The organism is Streptomyces sp. NPDC058221 (assembly GCF_042882365.1).
Classification (GTDB): domain Bacteria; phylum Actinomycetota; class Actinomycetes; order Streptomycetales; family Streptomycetaceae; genus Streptomyces.
On sequence record NZ_JBHVWF010000168.1, the window covers coordinates 1 to 15,967 of the forward strand.

At 72.3% G+C, this 15,967-nt stretch carries 15 protein-coding genes; 3 read left to right on the top strand and 12 right to left on the bottom strand.

Going from position 1 to position 15,967, the window contains the following annotated elements:
• Positions 1-131: 131 nt before the first annotated feature.
• Genes ACFVW8_RS33860 through tsaB form a run of 4 tightly spaced genes read right to left on the bottom strand, consistent with a single transcriptional unit; the run spans position 132 to position 2,657 of the window.
• On the bottom strand, positions 132-410 hold the full coding sequence (locus ACFVW8_RS33860) for a hypothetical protein (RefSeq protein WP_389696903.1): 279 nt from the start codon (positions 408-410) through the stop codon (positions 132-134).
• Positions 407-1,507 carry a tRNA (adenosine(37)-N6)-threonylcarbamoyltransferase complex transferase subunit TsaD gene (tsaD, locus tag ACFVW8_RS33865; protein ID WP_389696905.1) on the bottom strand — a complete coding sequence of 367 codons (1,101 nt, stop codon included), beginning with the start codon at positions 1,505-1,507 and terminating at the stop codon, positions 407-409. Before tsaD ends, ACFVW8_RS33860 begins: the two co-directional genes overlap by 4 nt.
• Complete coding sequence (rimI, locus tag ACFVW8_RS33870; protein ID WP_389696907.1) at positions 1,507-1,998, bottom strand: ribosomal protein S18-alanine N-acetyltransferase; 492 nt, start codon at positions 1,996-1,998, stop codon at positions 1,507-1,509. Before rimI ends, tsaD begins: the two co-directional genes overlap by 1 nt.
• The gene (gene tsaB / locus ACFVW8_RS33875) at positions 1,995-2,657 is read right to left on the bottom strand and encodes a tRNA (adenosine(37)-N6)-threonylcarbamoyltransferase complex dimerization subunit type 1 TsaB (RefSeq protein WP_389696909.1); all 663 of its coding nucleotides are present in this window, start codon (positions 2,655-2,657) and stop codon (positions 1,995-1,997) included. The genes rimI and tsaB overlap by 4 nt, the downstream gene beginning before the upstream one ends.
• 170 nt (positions 2,658-2,827) lie before the next feature.
• Between tsaB and ACFVW8_RS33880 the strand changes: the two genes are divergently transcribed.
• Positions 2,828-3,364 carry a hypothetical protein gene (locus tag ACFVW8_RS33880; RefSeq protein ID WP_389696930.1) on the top strand — a complete coding sequence of 179 codons (537 nt, stop codon included), beginning with the start codon at positions 2,828-2,830 and terminating at the stop codon, positions 3,362-3,364.
• A 527-nt stretch (positions 3,365-3,891) separates the two neighbouring features.
• On the opposite strand, the gene tsaE is transcribed toward ACFVW8_RS33880, so the two are convergent.
• The 7 genes from tsaE to glmS all read right to left on the bottom strand — a co-directional run bounded on the left by tsaE (position 3,892) and on the right by glmS (position 11,265).
• A complete protein-coding gene (tsaE, locus tag ACFVW8_RS33885) occupies positions 3,892-4,452 on the bottom strand; it encodes a tRNA (adenosine(37)-N6)-threonylcarbamoyltransferase complex ATPase subunit type 1 TsaE (RefSeq protein WP_389696911.1) in 561 nt (186 codons plus the stop codon).
• Positions 4,421-5,671, bottom strand: a complete 1,251-nt coding sequence (locus tag ACFVW8_RS33890; RefSeq protein WP_389696913.1) for an alpha/beta fold hydrolase — start codon at positions 5,669-5,671, stop codon at positions 4,421-4,423. Before ACFVW8_RS33890 ends, tsaE begins: the two co-directional genes overlap by 32 nt.
• A 173-nt stretch (positions 5,672-5,844) precedes the next feature.
• Complete coding sequence (gene alr, locus ACFVW8_RS33895) at positions 5,845-7,011, bottom strand: alanine racemase (protein ID WP_389696915.1); 1,167 nt, start codon at positions 7,009-7,011, stop codon at positions 5,845-5,847.
• A gap of 73 nt (positions 7,012-7,084) precedes the next feature.
• Complete coding sequence (locus tag ACFVW8_RS33900; RefSeq protein ID WP_389696917.1) at positions 7,085-7,474, bottom strand: DUF488 domain-containing protein; 390 nt, start codon at positions 7,472-7,474, stop codon at positions 7,085-7,087.
• Positions 7,475-7,506: 32 nt separating this feature from the next.
• Positions 7,507-8,979, bottom strand: coding sequence for an NAD(P)H-hydrate dehydratase (locus ACFVW8_RS33905; protein ID WP_389696919.1), 1,473 nt, complete (start codon positions 8,977-8,979; stop codon positions 7,507-7,509).
• A 39-nt stretch (positions 8,980-9,018) separates the two neighbouring features.
• Entirely contained in the window at positions 9,019-9,387 is a 369-nt protein-coding gene (locus ACFVW8_RS33910) for a holo-ACP synthase (protein WP_389696921.1), read from the bottom strand.
• 30 nt (positions 9,388-9,417) lie between these two features.
• Positions 9,418-11,265, bottom strand: a complete 1,848-nt coding sequence (gene glmS, locus ACFVW8_RS33915; RefSeq protein ID WP_389696923.1) for a glutamine--fructose-6-phosphate transaminase (isomerizing) — start codon at positions 11,263-11,265, stop codon at positions 9,418-9,420.
• Between the two features lie 195 nt (positions 11,266-11,460).
• Here glmS and ACFVW8_RS33920 point away from each other — a divergent pair, with 195 nt between their 5' ends.
• On the top strand, positions 11,461-13,155 hold the full coding sequence (locus tag ACFVW8_RS33920) for a Flp family type IVb pilin (protein WP_389696925.1): 1,695 nt from the start codon (positions 11,461-11,463) through the stop codon (positions 13,153-13,155).
• 96 nt (positions 13,156-13,251) lie between these two features.
• Here the strand turns inward: ACFVW8_RS33920 and ACFVW8_RS33925 are convergent, their stop codons facing one another.
• A complete protein-coding gene (locus ACFVW8_RS33925; RefSeq protein ID WP_389696926.1) occupies positions 13,252-14,739 on the bottom strand; it encodes an MFS transporter in 1,488 nt (495 codons plus the stop codon).
• A 125-nt stretch (positions 14,740-14,864) separates the two neighbouring features.
• Here ACFVW8_RS33925 and ACFVW8_RS33930 point away from each other — a divergent pair, with 125 nt between their 5' ends.
• Positions 14,865-15,848: an Lrp/AsnC family transcriptional regulator gene (locus ACFVW8_RS33930; RefSeq protein WP_389696928.1), complete on the top strand. Its 984-nt coding sequence runs from the start codon at positions 14,865-14,867 to the stop codon at positions 15,846-15,848.
• The last annotated feature ends 119 nt before the right edge of the window (positions 15,849-15,967 follow it).

The following is a 15,967-nucleotide window of genomic DNA, read 5'->3' on the forward strand; positions in this document are numbered from 1 at the left end:
GATCGGACCATTTCTCGGGGGCTCGGTGTTGTGTATAAGAGACTGGCAGTGTATTCCGGGGGCGGTTTCGGGCGCCGTTCCCGGGCCGTACGCCGCCGGTTACGCGGCGGCGTACGGACGCGACGCGGTCGTCACCGGTCCGCCGTCCCGAGGGACTCGAAACGCCAGCGGTGCACCTGCCGGGTGACGGTCCCCGCGTCCGGTTCGGGCAGCTCCGGCAGCTCGTCGCCGTACGCGCCCTCCCACCAGGTGATGACCAGGACCCGGTCCTGCGGGGCGCGCAGCAGCTCGCTGCGCAGCGGCGGCCGCGCCAGCTCGCCCGTGCGGGCGCGGGCCCACTCCAGCAGCTCGGCGCCCCGGCCCTCGGTGGCGCGCGCCTCCCACATCAGCGCGACGGTCGCGGCGCTCATGAGTACAGGTTGTCCTTGCTGACCTCGTGCACGTGGTCGTGCGTGTGCGTGTGGGCGCCGGGGACATGGGTCTCGGTCACCGGCAGCGAGGAGTCGGCCGAGAGATCCAGGTCGGAGGCGGCCCGGCCCCGGGCCACCATCTCCGCGCCCAGTGCCGCGACCATCGCCCCGTTGTCGGTGCACAGTCCCGGCCGCGGCACCCGCAGCCGGATCCCGGCCCGCTCGCAGCGCTCCTGGGCGAGGGCCCGCAGCCGCGAGTTGGCGGCGACGCCGCCGCCGATCATCAGGTGGTCGACGCCCTCGTCCTTGCAGGCACGGACCGCCTTGCGGGTGAGCACGTCCACCACGGCCTCCTGGAAGGACGCCGCCACGTCCCGTACCGGCACCTCCTCGCCCGCGGCGCGCTTCGCCTCGATCCAGCGGGCGACGGAGGTCTTGAGGCCGGAGAAGGAGAAGTCGTACGCGGGGTCGCGCGAGCCGCTCAGACCGCGCGGGAAGGCGATGGCCTTCGGGTCGCCCTCCTTCGCGAGCCGGTCGATGACCGGGCCGCCGGGGAAGCCGAGGTGCAGCACCCGGGCGATCTTGTCGAAGGCCTCGCCGGCCGCGTCGTCGATGGTCGCACCGAGCGGCCGGACGTCGGCGGTGATGTCGGGCGCCAGCAGCAGCGAGGAGTGCCCGCCGCTGACCAGCAGCGCCATCGTCGGCTCGGGCAGCGGGCCGTGCTCCAGCTGGTCGACGCAGATGTGCGAGGCGAGGTGGTTGACCCCGTACAGCGGCTTGTTCAGCGCGTACGCGTACGCCTTCGCCGCCGAGACGCCGACGAGCAGGGCGCCGGCCAGCCCCGGACCGGCGGTGACGGAGATGCCGTCGAGGTCGCGGCCGCTGACCCCGGCCTCCTTCAGCGCGCGCTCGATGGTCGGGACCATCGCCTCCAGGTGCGCGCGGGAGGCGATCTCCGGGACGACACCGCCGAAACGCGCGTGCGTGTCGACGCTGGAGGCGACGGCGTCGGCGAGCAGCGTCGTCCCGCGGACGATGCCGACGCCGGTCTCGTCGCAGGAGGTCTCGATGCCGAGTACGAGCGGTTCGTCAGCCATCAGTCAGTCTCGTTTTCTTGTACGTGGAGGCGCATGACGAGTGCGTCGACGTTGCCCGGCTGGTAGTAGCCGCGGCGGAAGCCGATCGGTTCGAAGCCGAAGCGTTCGTACAGCTTCTGTGCCCGGGTGTTGTCGACCCGGACCTCCAGCAGCACCTCGGCGCACTCGAAGGCCGTGGCGTGCTTCAGCAGGTCGGTCAGCAGCTCGGATCCGAGGCCGCTGCCCCATTGGTCGCGGGAGACGGCGATCGTCTGCACGTCGGCGAGGTCACCGGCCGCGGCCAGGCCCGCGTAGCCGACGATCCGGCCGGTGACCGGGTCCTCGGCGACGACGTAGCGGCGGGTGGCCTGCGGGCCGCGGGCGTGCGCCAGCTCGGACCAGAACATGCCGGGCGACCAGGCGTCGTCCGGGAACAGCTCGTGTTCGAGGTCGAGCACGGGCTCGATGTCCCACCAGCGCATCTCGCGCAGTACTGCGGTCGCGGCGGTCACTTCGGCGTGACCACCTTGTAGTTCTTCGGCACCTGCGCGTCGGGCCTGCGGAGGTAGAGCGGCTGCGGCGGCAGCATGTCGGCGCCGGCGGCGAGGCGCTCGGCGGCGAGGGCGGCCAGGGCGCCGGCCGCGACGTGCTCGGGGCCGCGCGCGTCCGGGAAGGCCTCGGGGTAGAGCACCGCGCCCGCGCCGGCCACGGGAAGGCCGGCGAGCTGCCCGGCGATGTCGGCGGGCCGGTCGACGGCGGGTTCACCGGACCGGGTGCGGGCGTCCTCGTACCGTGCCCAGTAGACCTCCTTGCGGCGGGCGTCCGTCGCCACGGCGAACGGTCCTTCGAGGCCGGCCTGTCCGGCGGCGTACGCGAGACCGTCCAGAGTGCACAGCCCGTGCACGGGCACGGACAGCACGGAGCCGAACGTCGCGGCCGTCACCAGACCGACCCGCAGCCCCGTGTACGGGCCGGGGCCGACGCCCACGACCACGTCCGTCACGGCGTCGAGTTTCACCCCGGCGGCGGCGAGGACCCGGTCGACGGCGGGCAGCAGCAGTTCCCCGTGCCTCCGTGCGTCGACCTGACCGGACTCGGCGACGACACGGGTCCCGTCGTGCAGGGCGACGGTGACGGCAGGGGTGGCGGTATCCACAGCGAGCAAGAGCACGCAAACAGCCTACGGCTCCGGCGCGGGGGGAACCGCGCCCCGTACGGCGTCCCGGCACCTGGGGTCACGGCTGCTACCGTCACCGGGTATACGCGGAGTACGTGTAAACGCTTGTACGACAACCAACGGCGAAAGAGGCGCGGACGGTGGCAAGGGGCAGCTCGGGAATCGTGGCGGTGCTCACCGCGGCGGCCGTCGCCGTGGTCGGCTTCCTGGCCTACCAGGCCTCGGCGAACGTCCCCGACAATCTCGCAGCCAAGCCGAAGACGTCCAGCAGCTCGCCCGCCGCGACCGGCCACGCCAAGCCGAAGGCCAAGAAGGACCCGCTCGCGGTTCCGGCAGCCTCGGGCAAGGGCGCGCGGGTGGTGTACGCACTGAGCGACCGGCGGGTGTGGCTGGTCGACGCGAAGGGCAAGTCGGCGCGGACCTTCAGGGTCATGCCGAGCGCGGTGCGGGCGCTGCCGGGGACGTACCAGGTCACGTCCCGCTCGGGCACCGTCACCGGCTCCGACGGGGTGCCGATCGAGCACGTGGTGCGGTTCGCGACGACGAACGACGTGGCCATCGGCTTCAGCGCCGCGCAGGACGGCTCGATGGAGAGCCCGGACCCGACGCTGAAGGCGGGCGGCGTACGGATGTCCCGTGCGGACGGCAACGCGGTGTGGACGTTCGCCACGGTGGGCGTGAAGGTGGTCGTGGTCCCGTAGGCCCCGGATCCCGGCCGCCGCCCGCCCCTTCAAGCCCGTCCGGCCCTTCGAGCCCGTCCGGCGATTGAGGACGTCTCTGACTCCAGCCGAATCGAGCCCGGGCAATTCAAGCCCGTCCGGCGATTGAGGACGTCTTTGAGCACGGCCGAATCACCCCGTCCGGCGATTCAGGACGTCTGTGGGCCCGGGCGGCACCGGCTCGGGGTTCCGTCCTCAAACGCCGGACGGGCTCGAAGGCCTTGAGGGTGCCGGGCGGGCGGAAGGCGCAGGACTGGTCCGGGGGGACGGACAGGGCGACGGCGGGGTGGACACCGCGTCGGCCGCCGCCCCCGCCGCCAGCAGCTCGCTCATCGATACCGCTCGCGGCGGCCGCACTTCACGCTCGGATGTCGGCATGGACGCCTCCTGAGGCTCCGGTGGAAGGCACAGTTAGGTAGACCTAACCTGCTCTCGCCCTCCATGTCACCACGCCCGCCCCGCCCCGCGCAACAATATGCCGACACCATGTCGGAAACATGGCTAACGGCTCAGGCCCCGTCCACCGCCCACGGCGCCCACGGCTGGTTCCGCAGTCCCGCCCAGCGCGTACCCACTCCCACCAGCGTCACCGCGCGACGCTCGTCGTCCGTGTCGCCGACCGCACGGTCGATGAGCACATGGAGCCGGTCGTCCGCGAGCTCCTCGACCTTGCCGTCGCCCCACTCGACGACCACCACCGAATCCGGCAGCGACACGTCGAGGTCCAGGTCCTCCATCTCGTCGAGCCCGCCGCCCAGGCGGTACGCGTCGACATGGACCAGCGCCGGACCGTCGCCGAGCGACGGGTGGACCCGGGCGATCACGAACGTGGGTGACGTGACGGCGCCGCGCACCCCCAGCCCCTCGCCGAGGCCCCGGGTCAGGGTCGTCTTTCCGGCACCGAGCTCGCCGGAGAGCATCACGAGGTCGCCGGGGCGCAGCACGCCGGCGAGCCGGCGGCCCAGGGACTGCATCTGTTCGGGGGACTCGACGGCCAGGTTCACGCTGACGGTGCCCGGCGCGGCGCCTTCGGCGAGCTCAGCCGCCGGGCTGTTGTGCGGTGCTTCCATGCCCGCCAACGTTAGAGGACTCCGGTACCGCTCCCGCCCGCACCAGAAGGTCCGCCAGCCGGTCCGTCACCGTCTCGGGGTGCTCCAGCATCACCAGGTGTCCGGCGTCCGGCACGATGACCAGCTCCGCGTCGGGCAGCACGTCCGCGATCGCCTCACTGTGCGAGCTGGGCGTCACCAGGTCCTTGTCGCCCGCCAGGATCAGCACCGGGACGTCGCGGAACAGGGGCAGCGCCGCGCTCTTGTCGTGCTCGGTGAAAGCCGGGTAGAACTCCGCGACCACATCGATCGGCGTGGACTCGATGAGCCGTTCGGCGAACCGCTCGACGGCCGGGTCGACATCACGTGATCCGAAGGAGTAGCGCTTGATCAGCCCGGCGAACAGGTCCGCGGTCGCCCGCCGGCCCCGCTCCACCAGCTCCGCCTGCGAGCCGAGCGCCTTGAGCACCCCCGGCAGCACCCGGCGCACCGCGTTCACGCCCGCCACCGGCAGCCCGAAGCTGACCTCGCCGAGCTTTCCGCTCGACGTACCGACGAAGGCGACGGCGGCGACCCGGTCACGGATCAGGGCCGGGTACTGGTCGACCAGCGCCATGATCGTCATGCCGCCCATGGAGTGACCGACGAGCACCAGCGGGCCCTCCGGCGCGGCCGCGTCGATCACGGCCTTGAGGTCGCGGCCGAGCTGGTCGATGCCGACGTGGACGCCCTGCGCCTGTGCCCGGCCGCGCTCCGAGCGGCCGTGGCTGCGCTGGTCCCAGTGGACGGTGCGCACGAGGCCGCGCAGGGCGGCGCGCTGGAAGTGCCAGGAGTCCTGGCTGAGGCAGTAGCCGTGACTGAAGACGACGGTGACCGGGGCCGGGGCCTTGCGGCCGAAGAGCCGGCGCCGGCGCGGACCGGCCGGGGCACCGGAGGGCGTGCCGTCCGTGCCCGCGGCGCCGCCCGGTTCGACCTCGTCGACCTCGTAGTACAGCTCGGTGCCGTCGTCGGCCACGGCCCGGCCGGGCAACCCGCGGAGCGATCCGTACGGCCCGGTGGCGTCCAGGGCCAGCCTGGCCCGCTTCCGCATGCCGCGCCCGACCGTCAGCCGCTCGACCGCGACACCGGCCGCCGCGCCCGCGGCGATCACACCTATGGCGGCTCCGGCGATCCCCGCCCGGCGCCAGCCGACCGTCGAGGCGGCCGTCGCCATCGCGTCCCCCGCGCTGATCTCGCTCACCGTGCCGCGCTCCTCGTGGGTCGTGTCCTTCAGGTCAGGGCCGGTCCGATCAGATCAGATCCGATCGCACCTGTCCGATCCGGGCCGGTCCGGACGGCTCCGGTCGGATCCGGTACGCCGGTCCGGTCTTCGGATCATGCTCAGATCGTGCCTGGTCAGGAGCGCTCCCTCGGTCAGGACCCGGCCGACTTGCCGTCCGCGCTCCCGTTCAGGTAGACGCGCGGCACCCGGCCGCCGATCCGGGTGACGATCTCGTACGCGATCGTGTCGGCCGCCTGCGCCCAGTCCTCGGCACTCGGCTCACCCCGGTCCCCGGGGCCGAACAGCACGGCGTCGCTGCCCTCCTCGACCACGTCCCCGTCGAGGTCGACGACGAACTGGTCCATGGCCACCCGGCCGGCGACCGTCCGCCGGACGCCGCCGACCAGCACCGGGCCGCGCCCGGACGCATGGCGCGGGATACCGTCCGCGTACCCCACCGGCACCAGGCCGAGCGTGGTCTCCCGGGACGTCGTGTAGTGGTGGCCGTAGCTGATGCCGTGACCGGCCGGCACCTGCTTGACCAGGGCGATGGACGCGGCGAGCGTCATCACCGGACGCAGTCCGAAGTCGGCCGGTGTGCCGAGCTCCGGGCTGGGCGAGATGCCGTACATGGCGATGCCGGTCCGCACCAGGTCGAAGTGCGAATCGGGGACGGTCAGCGTCGCCGGGGAGTTCGCGATGTGCCGCACCTCGGGCTCGACGCCGGCCTTCTCGGCGTACGCGACCATCTCGCGGAACACGTCCAGCTGAGCGGCGACGGAGGGGTGTCCCGGCTCGTCCGCGCAGGCGAAGTGGGACCAGAGGCCGGTGATCCGGACGGTGCCCTCCTCCTCGGCGGTCCGGGCGGCGGCGACGAGTGCGGGCCAGTCGGCGGGCTGGCAGCCGTTGCGTCCGAGGCCGGTGTCGGCTTTGAGCTGGACGCGGGCGGGGCGGCCCGCATCCGCGGCGGCGGCGGTGACCTCGCGCAGCGCCCACATACCGCTCACCGACACATCGACATCGGCCTCGATCGCCTCGCGCCAGGGCCCGCCGGGCGTCCACAGCCAGCACATCACCCGGCCGCCGATCCCCGCCGCGCGCAGGGCGAGCGCCTCCTGCGGAGTGGCGGTCCCCAGCCAGGTGGCGCCCGCTTCGAGCGCGGCCCGCGCGCAGGGCAGCGCGCCGTGCCCGTAGGCGTCGGATTTGACCACGGCCATGAGTTGCGCGCCGGCGGCCCGGGCGCGCAGAACACGCACGTTGGCGCGGAGTGCGGCGAGGTCGATCTCGGCACGGGCTCTCAAGGACGCTTTCTCGTTCATCGCGCCCAGTGTCTCAGAGGCGTACGGTGCGCCCCCCGGCCGCCGCTCACCGCCGGGCGCGCCGGGGCCGGTGTCAGCCGTGGTGCAGTTCGTGTTCCAGATGGTCGACGAGGACCGGCACATGGCTGTGCGGGACGTCCTTGACCGCCGTCACCAGGGTCACCGGGCCGCCGTCGCGGACGAGCGCGACGAGTTCGCCGACGGCGGCGGTGTGCACGGGGTCCGCCAGCTCCGCCCGGTAGCGGTCGACGAAGTCGTCGTAGCGGGTGCCGGAACGGTCCTCGTGGTACCAGGAGCGCAGCTCCTTCGACGGGGTGAGGTCCTTGAGCCACCTGTCGATCGCGGCACGTTCCTTGGCGACTCCGCGCGGCCAGAGCCGGTCGACCAGCACCCGGGTGCCGTCACCGTCCTCCTGCGGGTCGTACACCCGGCGTACCCGCACGTCACCGCTGCTGCTGCTCACGGGCAGTCCCCTCTCGCCGCTTCCAGGATCGCTCAGGCCCGTACGTCCCGCCAGGCCGCCCTGATCGCCTCCGCGACGTCCTGTGCGGCGACCGGTGAGCCGTCCGATGCGTGCCGGGCGGCGAGGCCGTGCAGGTGGGCTCCGACGGACGCGGCGTCGCGCGGGGCGAGGCCGGCGGCGAGCAGGGAGCCGGTCAGCCCGGACAGCACGTCGCCGCTGCCCGCGGTGGCCAGCCAGGAGGTTCCGGTCGGGTTGACCCGCACGGGGGTGTGCGGGACGTCGGTGGCGATCAGCGTCGTCGACCCCTTGAGCAGGACGGTCGCACGGAACGTGGAGGCGAGTTCGCGTACGGCGTCGAGCCGCCCCGCCTCCACCTCCGCACGGTCCACGCCGAGCAGCGCGGCGGCCTCCCCTGCGTGCGGGGTGAGAACGGTGGGTGCGGTGCGCGCCCGCACGACGGCGGTGTCGAGCAGCCGCAGCCCGTCCGCGTCGACCAGCACCGGGACGTCGGCGGCCAGCACGTCGGAGACCGCCTCGACGGCCTCCGTCCCGTCGCCGAGCCCCGGACCGACCACCCAGGACTGCACACGCCCGGCCTTCGCCGGCGGGCCCGCGTGGACCAGCGTCTCCGGATGCCGTGCGATGACCGCGTCCGCCCCGGGACCGACGTACCGCACCGCGCCCGCCCCGCCGCGCAGCGCCCCGGAGACGGCCAGCACCGCCGCGCCCGGATAGCGCGCCGACCCGGCGACGATGCCGACGACACCGCGCCGGTACTTGTCGCTCTCGGCGCTCGGGACGGGCAGCAGCGCGGCCACGTCCGCGTACTGGAGCGCCTCCAGGTCGGGCACGTCGGGCAGTTCGGCGCCGAGCCCGATGTCGACGAGGTGCAGCGCCCCCGCCAGTGCGGCGGCCGGGTCGACGAGCAGCCCCGGCTTGTACGCACCGAAGGTGACGGTCGCGTCCGCACGCACCGCATCGCCCCGCACCTCGCCCGTGTCGGCCTCGACACCGCTCGGCAGATCGACGGCGACGACGGGGGCGTGGTGTGCCGTGTACCGCTCCACGAGTGCGGCCGCGTCCGGCCGGAGACCGCCGCGTCCGCCGATTCCGGTGATGGCGTCCACGACCAGGTCGATGCGGCCCGCCCAGTCCCGGTGGGTGTCCGGGGCCGTGTCACCGCCGTCCACGACGCGGCCGCCCGCCGCGCGCAGGGCGGCGCTCCCGCCCTCGTGGGCCCGGCCGGGCGACACCCGCACGGCCACCACGCCCGCGCCGCGCCGCGCCAGCCTGGCACCCGCGTACAGCGCGTCGCCCCCGTTGTCGCCGCTGCCGACGAGAAGAACGACCCGGGACCCGTACACCCGGCCGCCGCGGCGCAGCACATCGGCGCAGGCGGCCGCGAGTCCGGCGGCGGCACGCTGCATCAGCGTGCCCTCCGGAAGGCGTGCCATGAGGGCCTGTTCGGCGGCCCGTACGGTCGAGACGCTGTACGCAGTACGCATGGCTCCAACGTACGCAGGAATCGGCTCCGACGCCCCGGCTCAGCCCTCCGCGATCACCACGGCCGAGGCCACTCCCGCGTCGTGGCTCAGCGAGATGTGCCAGTGCCGGACGCCCAGCTCGGCGGCGCGCGCGGCGACGGTGCCGCTCACCCGGAGCCGGGGCTGTCCGCTCTCCTCGACATAGACCTCGGCGTCCGTCCAGAGCAGCCCGCCGGGTGCACCGAGGGCCTTGGCGAGTGCCTCCTTGGCGGCGAACCTGGCCGCCAGCGAGGCGATACCGCGCCGCTCACCGCCGGGCAGCAGCAGCTCCTGCTCCAGGAAGAGGCGCGCGGCCAGCTGCGGTGTGCGCTCCAGCGCCGCGTCGAACCGCTCGATCTCCGCCACATCGATCCCGACCCCGATGATCACGTATGCATCCCCACTGTTCACTCCACCTGTTCACTCCACGGTGACGGACTTCGCCAGATTGCGCGGCTGGTCCACCTCGTTGCCGCGGGCCGTGGCCAGCTCGCAGGCGAACACCTGGAGCGGCACGGTCGCGACCAGCGGCTGAAGCAGCGTAGGCGTTGCGGGAATCCTGATGAGGTGGTCGGCGTACGGGACGACCTCCTCGTCGCCCTCCTCCGCGATGACGACGGTGAGTGCGCCGCGGGCCCGGATCTCCTGGATGTTCGACACGATCTTGCCGTGCAGCACCGAGCGCCCGCGCGGCGAAGGCACCACGACGACGACCGGAAGGCCGTCCTCGATCAGGGCGATCGGCCCGTGCTTGAGCTCACCGGCGGCGAAGCCCTCGGCGTGCATGTACGCGAGTTCCTTGAGCTTCAACGCGCCCTCCAGCGCGACCGGGTAGCCGACGTGCCGGCCGAGGAAGAGCACGGTGTCGTGGCCCGCCAGCGAACGCGCCAGCTCCCGCACCGGCTCCATGGTCTCCAGGACCCGTTCGACCTCGCCGGAGATCTCGGAGAGCTGGCGGATGACGGTACGGATCTCGTCACCCCACTTGGTCCCGCGGATCTGGCCGAGGTACAGGGCCACCAAGTAGCAGGCGACGAGCTGGGTCAGGAACGCCTTGGTCGAGGCGACGGCGACCTCGGGCCCGGCGTGCGTGTAGAGCACGGCGTCGGACTCCCTGGGGATGGTCGACCCGTTCGTGTTGCAGATGGCGAGGACCTTCGCACCCTGCTCACGGGCGTGCCGCAGCGCCATCAGGGTGTCCATCGTCTCGCCGGACTGCGAGATCGCGATGACGAGGGTGCGCTGGTCCAGGATCGGGTCCCGGTAGCGGAATTCGCTGGCCAGCTCGGTCTCGCACGGAATCCTGGTCCAGTGCTCGATGGCGTACTTGGCGATCATCCCGGCGTGGAACGCGGTCCCGCAGGCGACGATCACCACCTTGTCGACCTCGCGAAGCTCCCCCCGGGTGATCCGCACCTCGTCCAGGTGGAGTGTCCCCTCCGGGTCGATCCGGCCGAGGAGGGTGTCCGTGACGGCCTTCGGCTGCTCGGCGATCTCCTTGAGCATGAAGGAGGGGTAGCCGCCCTTCTCGGCGGCGGACGCGTCCCAGTCCACGTGGTACGGAAGCACCTCGGCCGGCAGCCCGTCGAACCCGGTGACGAGGACACCCTCCCGACGCAGCTCCACCACCTGGTCCTGGCCCAGTTCGATCGCGGACCGGGTGTGTGCGATGAACGCGGCGACGTCGGAGGCGAGGAACGCCTCGCCCTCCCCCACCCCCACCACGAGCGGCGAGTTGCGCCGGGCCCCGACCACCACGTCAGGCGCGTCCGCGAACACCGCGACGAGGGTGAACGCCCCTTCGAGGCGCCGGCAGACCTGCCGCATCGCGTCGGCCGGGTCCGCGCTGCCGGAGTACGCCTCGGCCAGGAGGTGGGCGACGACCTCGGTGTCGGTCTCGGAGGCCAGTTCGTGGCCCCGCCCGGTCAGTTCGGACCGCAGGGCGGCGAAGTTCTCGATGATCCCGTTGTGGACGACGGCGACGCGTCCCGCGTTGTCGAGGTGCGGGTGGGCGTTGGTGTCGGTGGGCCCGCCGTGGGTCGCCCAGCGGGTGTGGCCGATCCCGGCGCTCCCGGCCGGCAGCGGCTGCTCGTCCAGCACCTTCTCCAGGTTGACGAGCTTCCCCGCCTTCTTCGCGGCAGCCAGCCCGCCGTCCGCGAGGACGGCGATGCCTGCCGAGTCGTACCCCCGGTACTCCAGACGCCTGAGGCCCGCGACGACGACGTCCTGCGCCGACTGCCCACCGACGTAACCCACGATTCCGCACATAGCGTTCCTTTCAGGCTATTCACTCCTGTTCTTCGCATAGTCGCAGAAGGTTCCGGAGGCGCCGGGGAGGACGGGGTCGGGTGGGCCCAGGCGCCGGGTTGGGCCCACAGGCCCTAACCACGACCTGATACCCGCTCGTAGGCTCGAAGCCCCAGGACGCAACGCACGGGCCGGCTCCGGAAGGCGACGCAGAACATGGCGAGTTGGGGCCGAATACCGCGACCGGCAAGCACGCGCGCACCCCGAGGCAAGGAGCAGGGCCAGACCTCGGTCGAGTACGTGGGCATCGGCGCGGTGGTCGTCGCGCTGATCTTGGCCATGCTGGCGGCGAACCGCGCCTCGGGCATCGGTACGGCCGTGAGCGGCCGCCTCTGCGAGGCAGTCGCCACCATCGGCGCGGGCGATTCCGGCGACTGCGGCAAACCCGTCAAGGGCAACGGGCCTTCGCCGTCACCGTCGACCAGCCGGGGCGACGGTGACGATCCCACTCTCACCACGAGCAGCACGCAGAACCCGAAGGACGGCAAGGACGGCAAGGATCCGTTCGAACCGGACAGTTGTTTGCTGTCCTCGGACGACAAGAAGACCACCACACGGATACAGATCCTGTTCCTGACCCTCTCCAACTCGGAGCAGGTGGTGATCGAGCAGTATTCGGACGGCAGCGTCACCCTCTCCCGCAACGTGGGCGCGGCGTTCGGTGTCCAGGCCGGAGTCAGCGCCAGCCTCGGAAAGCTGGGCAAGTGGGGAGGCGAGGCCTCCGTCAAGGGTGGCTACAACTGGACCACCGAGGGCGGCAGCCAGTACCGCTTCACCAGCCACAAGAAGGGCGCCTCCCACCAGGAGGACCTGAAGCAGAACGTCGCGGACGCCAAGAAGTACGCCAAGGCCCTGGCCAAGCAGGACGAATGCGGCGGCAACCCGGACCCCGAGGTGCAGATCTCGTGCTCGGCGCTCGTCAGCACCCTCAAGCCCACGAAGGAGCCGAAGAGGGCTCCGGACGTCGACATGAGCAAGACCTCCACGACGGCCGAGGGGGGCGTGGACTTCGGCCTGTCGCATACCCACAAAGGTTCCAAGGAGGATGACAACGTTGCCAACCTCGGCATCTCGGGATCACTGAACAACGACGTGACGGTCCTGCGCTCGAAGAAGGGCGAGGACGCCGGCAAGATCACCTTCGTCTACACCATGACCGTGGAGGGCAAACTGCAGGCGGACGCGGCCGGCAACGTGGGTGCCGGGGGCGAGGGCAACCACATGCAGCAGGTGTCCGTCACCTATGACGCCAAGAAGTACGACAAGGAGAAGAAGGAGAACCGGCCGCACCACCCCGAGAAGATGGAACTGACCACCAGCCAGCAGGGCGGTGTATCCGCCCAAGCCGGTGCGGATGTCGAGGCGGTGGGAGGCGCGGGCCTGACCTTCGGCATCGAGGGCAGCTCAGGAAGTTCGAAGAACTGGCTCCACACGGAGAGCGCTTCGCTGGACCTGGACACGGACGCCGAGCGGACGACAGCCGAGAACTGGCTGCGGGGCCGGGGAAAACAGCCGGCCAAGGGCAAGATTCCCTCGCCGCGCGATGCCTCACAGCCACTCGACTCCGATGCCGGCCCGGTGGAGAGACTGATCCACGACAAGGCCAAGCTCACCGACCTCGACTACGACGTGGACAAGGACTGGTGGGATGCGTCGATGGCCATCGGCATCGGTGTGTCGACCGGCTCCGCGAGCTTCGGCTTCCAGCTGTTCGGCCTGTCGGTGGAACACGAGGAAACGCTCCAGACCATCACCGGCGATCCGCAGTACGCCACCGAGCCGGACGAGACCGGCAACCGCCCGTGGGTCCCGTTCACCAACTGCACGGACACGAAGCCGGTCAAGAACTGACCGGCCCCGGCGCCGGACGGGCCGCACCATCAGCCCGTCCGGCGACTGAGGACACGGCTCCGCCGAAGACGGCGCCGCCCCACCCCGTGTGCGCACCTACCCGGCCCGCACCGCCTCCGGTACCGCACCGGCCTCCGGAACCGGCCGAGCCTGACGAGGCCCCCGCACCAGCAGAAGCACCGCCACCCCCGCGACAACCCCCACCACACCGGCCACCACAGCCGCCGTGTTCAGCCCGGAAGCGAACGCCGCCCGCATCGCATGCTCGGGCACCCCCGCCGCGCGCAGCCCCGGCGCGCCGCCGCCCGCGAGGGCATGGGACTGACCCGTGCTCAGCGTCTCCCCCATCCGCGAGGTCAGCACCGTCCCGAACACGGCCACCCCGAAGGCGTATCCGAGCTGCCGGAAGGTGTTGACCGCGCCGCCCGCCATACCCGCCCGCTCAGGCGGTACGGAGGCGAGTGCGGCGCCCGCGATGGCCGGGGAGACCAGGCCCGTGCCGATACCGGCGACGACGAGTCCCGGCAGCAGCGCGGGCCACGAGGAGCCCGCGCCGAGCACCGCCTGGCCGAGCGTGCCGATACCGATCAGCGCCAGCCCGACACCGATGGTCAGCCTCGGCTGCACCCCGTGCAGCAGCCTCCCGCCGACGGCCGCCACCACGAACGCCGTCGCGGCCAGCGGCAGCACGGCGAGACCGCCCTGGACGGGGCTGAGCCCGAGCACGGTCTGCAGCCAGATCGAGGTGTACGGCAGCACGGCGAAGGCCGCCGCGTTGAACGCGAGCGCCCCCGTCATCACGCCGACGAATCCGGGCTTGCGGAACAACGACAGTTCCAGCAGCGGGTGTTCGACGCGCCGCTCAACGAGCACGAAGCAGAGCAGGGCGAGCGCGGCGACCCCGAACGTGGCGAGCGTGCTCGCGGACGTCCATCCCTGGCTGCCCGCCCGGACGACGGCGTACGTCATCGCCCCCGCGAACACCGCGAAGGCCACGGTCCCCGCCCAGTCGATCCGCCGTCCCTGCGCCCCGTGCGACTCGGGCACGGTCCGGGCGGTCAGCCAGATCGCGGCCACACTGACCGGCAGGTTCACGAAGAAGATCCAGCGCCATCCCGGCCCCTCGGTCAGCAGCCCGCCGACCACCGGCCCGATCGCCGCGGCGGCGCCGCTCACCGCGCCCCACAGCCCGAGCGCGACGGACCGTTCCCTGCCCCCGTACACCGAGGCGAGCAGCGGGAGCGTGGTCGCGAACATCGCGGCCGCGCCCACCCCCTGGACCCCGCGTGCGGCCACCAGCGCCGTCGGTGACGAGGCCAGCCCGCAGGCCAGCGAGGCGGCGGCGAAGAGCACGACGCCCGCGACATGGACCCGGCGCCGCCCGAAGCGGTCGGCGGCGGCACCGATTCCGAGCAGCAGCGCGGCGAGCGCGAGCGCGTACCCGTCGATGACCCACTGGAGGTCGGACAGCGACGCACCCAGCGCCCGTGCCATGTCCGGCAGCGCCACGATCACGATCGTGACGTCGAGCAGCAGCATGAACGTTCCCAGACAGACCGCGGTGAGCGGCCCCCACTTACGCATGTCTTTCTCCCTGTACGGCATCGGCGTGGCCGACGGCCACTCCCGTACGATCGGATGAGCGCGACCGAACTCCCCAGCCAGGAATCGGTGAGCGTCGGAATCCGACACAGAGGAGGCATCCAGTGATGGAATCCAACACGGCGGGCGACATCCTGGACCTCCGGATCCTGCACGCACTGGAGCTGGACGCCCGGGCCCCCTTCAGCCGGATCGCCACGGTGCTCGGCGTCTCGGACCAGACGGTGGCACGCCGGTTCCGCCGGTTGCGGACCGAGGGCGGGCTCCGGGTCGTCGGGGTCCGCTGCGCGACCACCGAGGACTCGCTCGACCACTGGCTGCTGCGCGTGCGGTGCGCGCCCGAGGGTGCGATGGCCATCGCCGAGGCCCTGGCCAAACGCCCCGACACCTCGTGGATCGGGCTCACCTCGGGCGGTACGGAGGTGACGTGCACGGCCAACGTACGCAACCAGGGCGATGCCGACGACCTGCTGCTCGGCAAGCTGCCGCGCACCCCGCACATCGTCGACATCCGCGCACACCAGCTGCTGCACCGCTTCTACGGCGGCCCGTCCGGCTGGCTCCACAAGAGCGGTGCGCTCTCGCCCGGGGAGGCCGCCGCCCTGGCCACCGCGACCGTCCCGGACCACCCGGGCCCGGCAGTCATCACCGCCGAGGACGAGCCGCTGGTCGCCGCGCTGGAGGAGGACGGCCGGGCCACGTACCCCGAGCTCCAGAAGGCGACGGGCCGGTCCGAGTCCGCGGTCAAACGCCGCCTGGTCCAGCTTGTCGCCTCGGGCGCGCTGTACATCGACGTCGAGTTCGAGTCCGACTACTTCGGCTTCCGCAACGCGAGCATGCTGTACATCACCGCCGCGCCCCGCGCCCTCCACACGGTGGGCGAGGCGCTCGCCACCGACCGCGAGGTCGCGTACGCGGTCGCCACCACGGGCACGTCCAACCTGCTGGCGGTCGTGATCACTCGCGACACCCGTCACCTGTACCGCTACCTGAGCGAGCGTCTGGGCCGGCTCGACGGCGTCGAGCACGTGGAGTCGATGCCGTTCCTGCGCCGTGTGAAGCAGCTGACGTACCGGCCGTTCCGGGGCTGAGGGCCGGCCCTCAGCGCCCGCGGGCCTGTCCTGATACGCCTGGTGCGGTGACCGGCCGGGCCCCCCCCCCGGGCTAACGGGAGGCGCACCCCCCCAGCTGGCCCAGGGTGAGCCTGTTC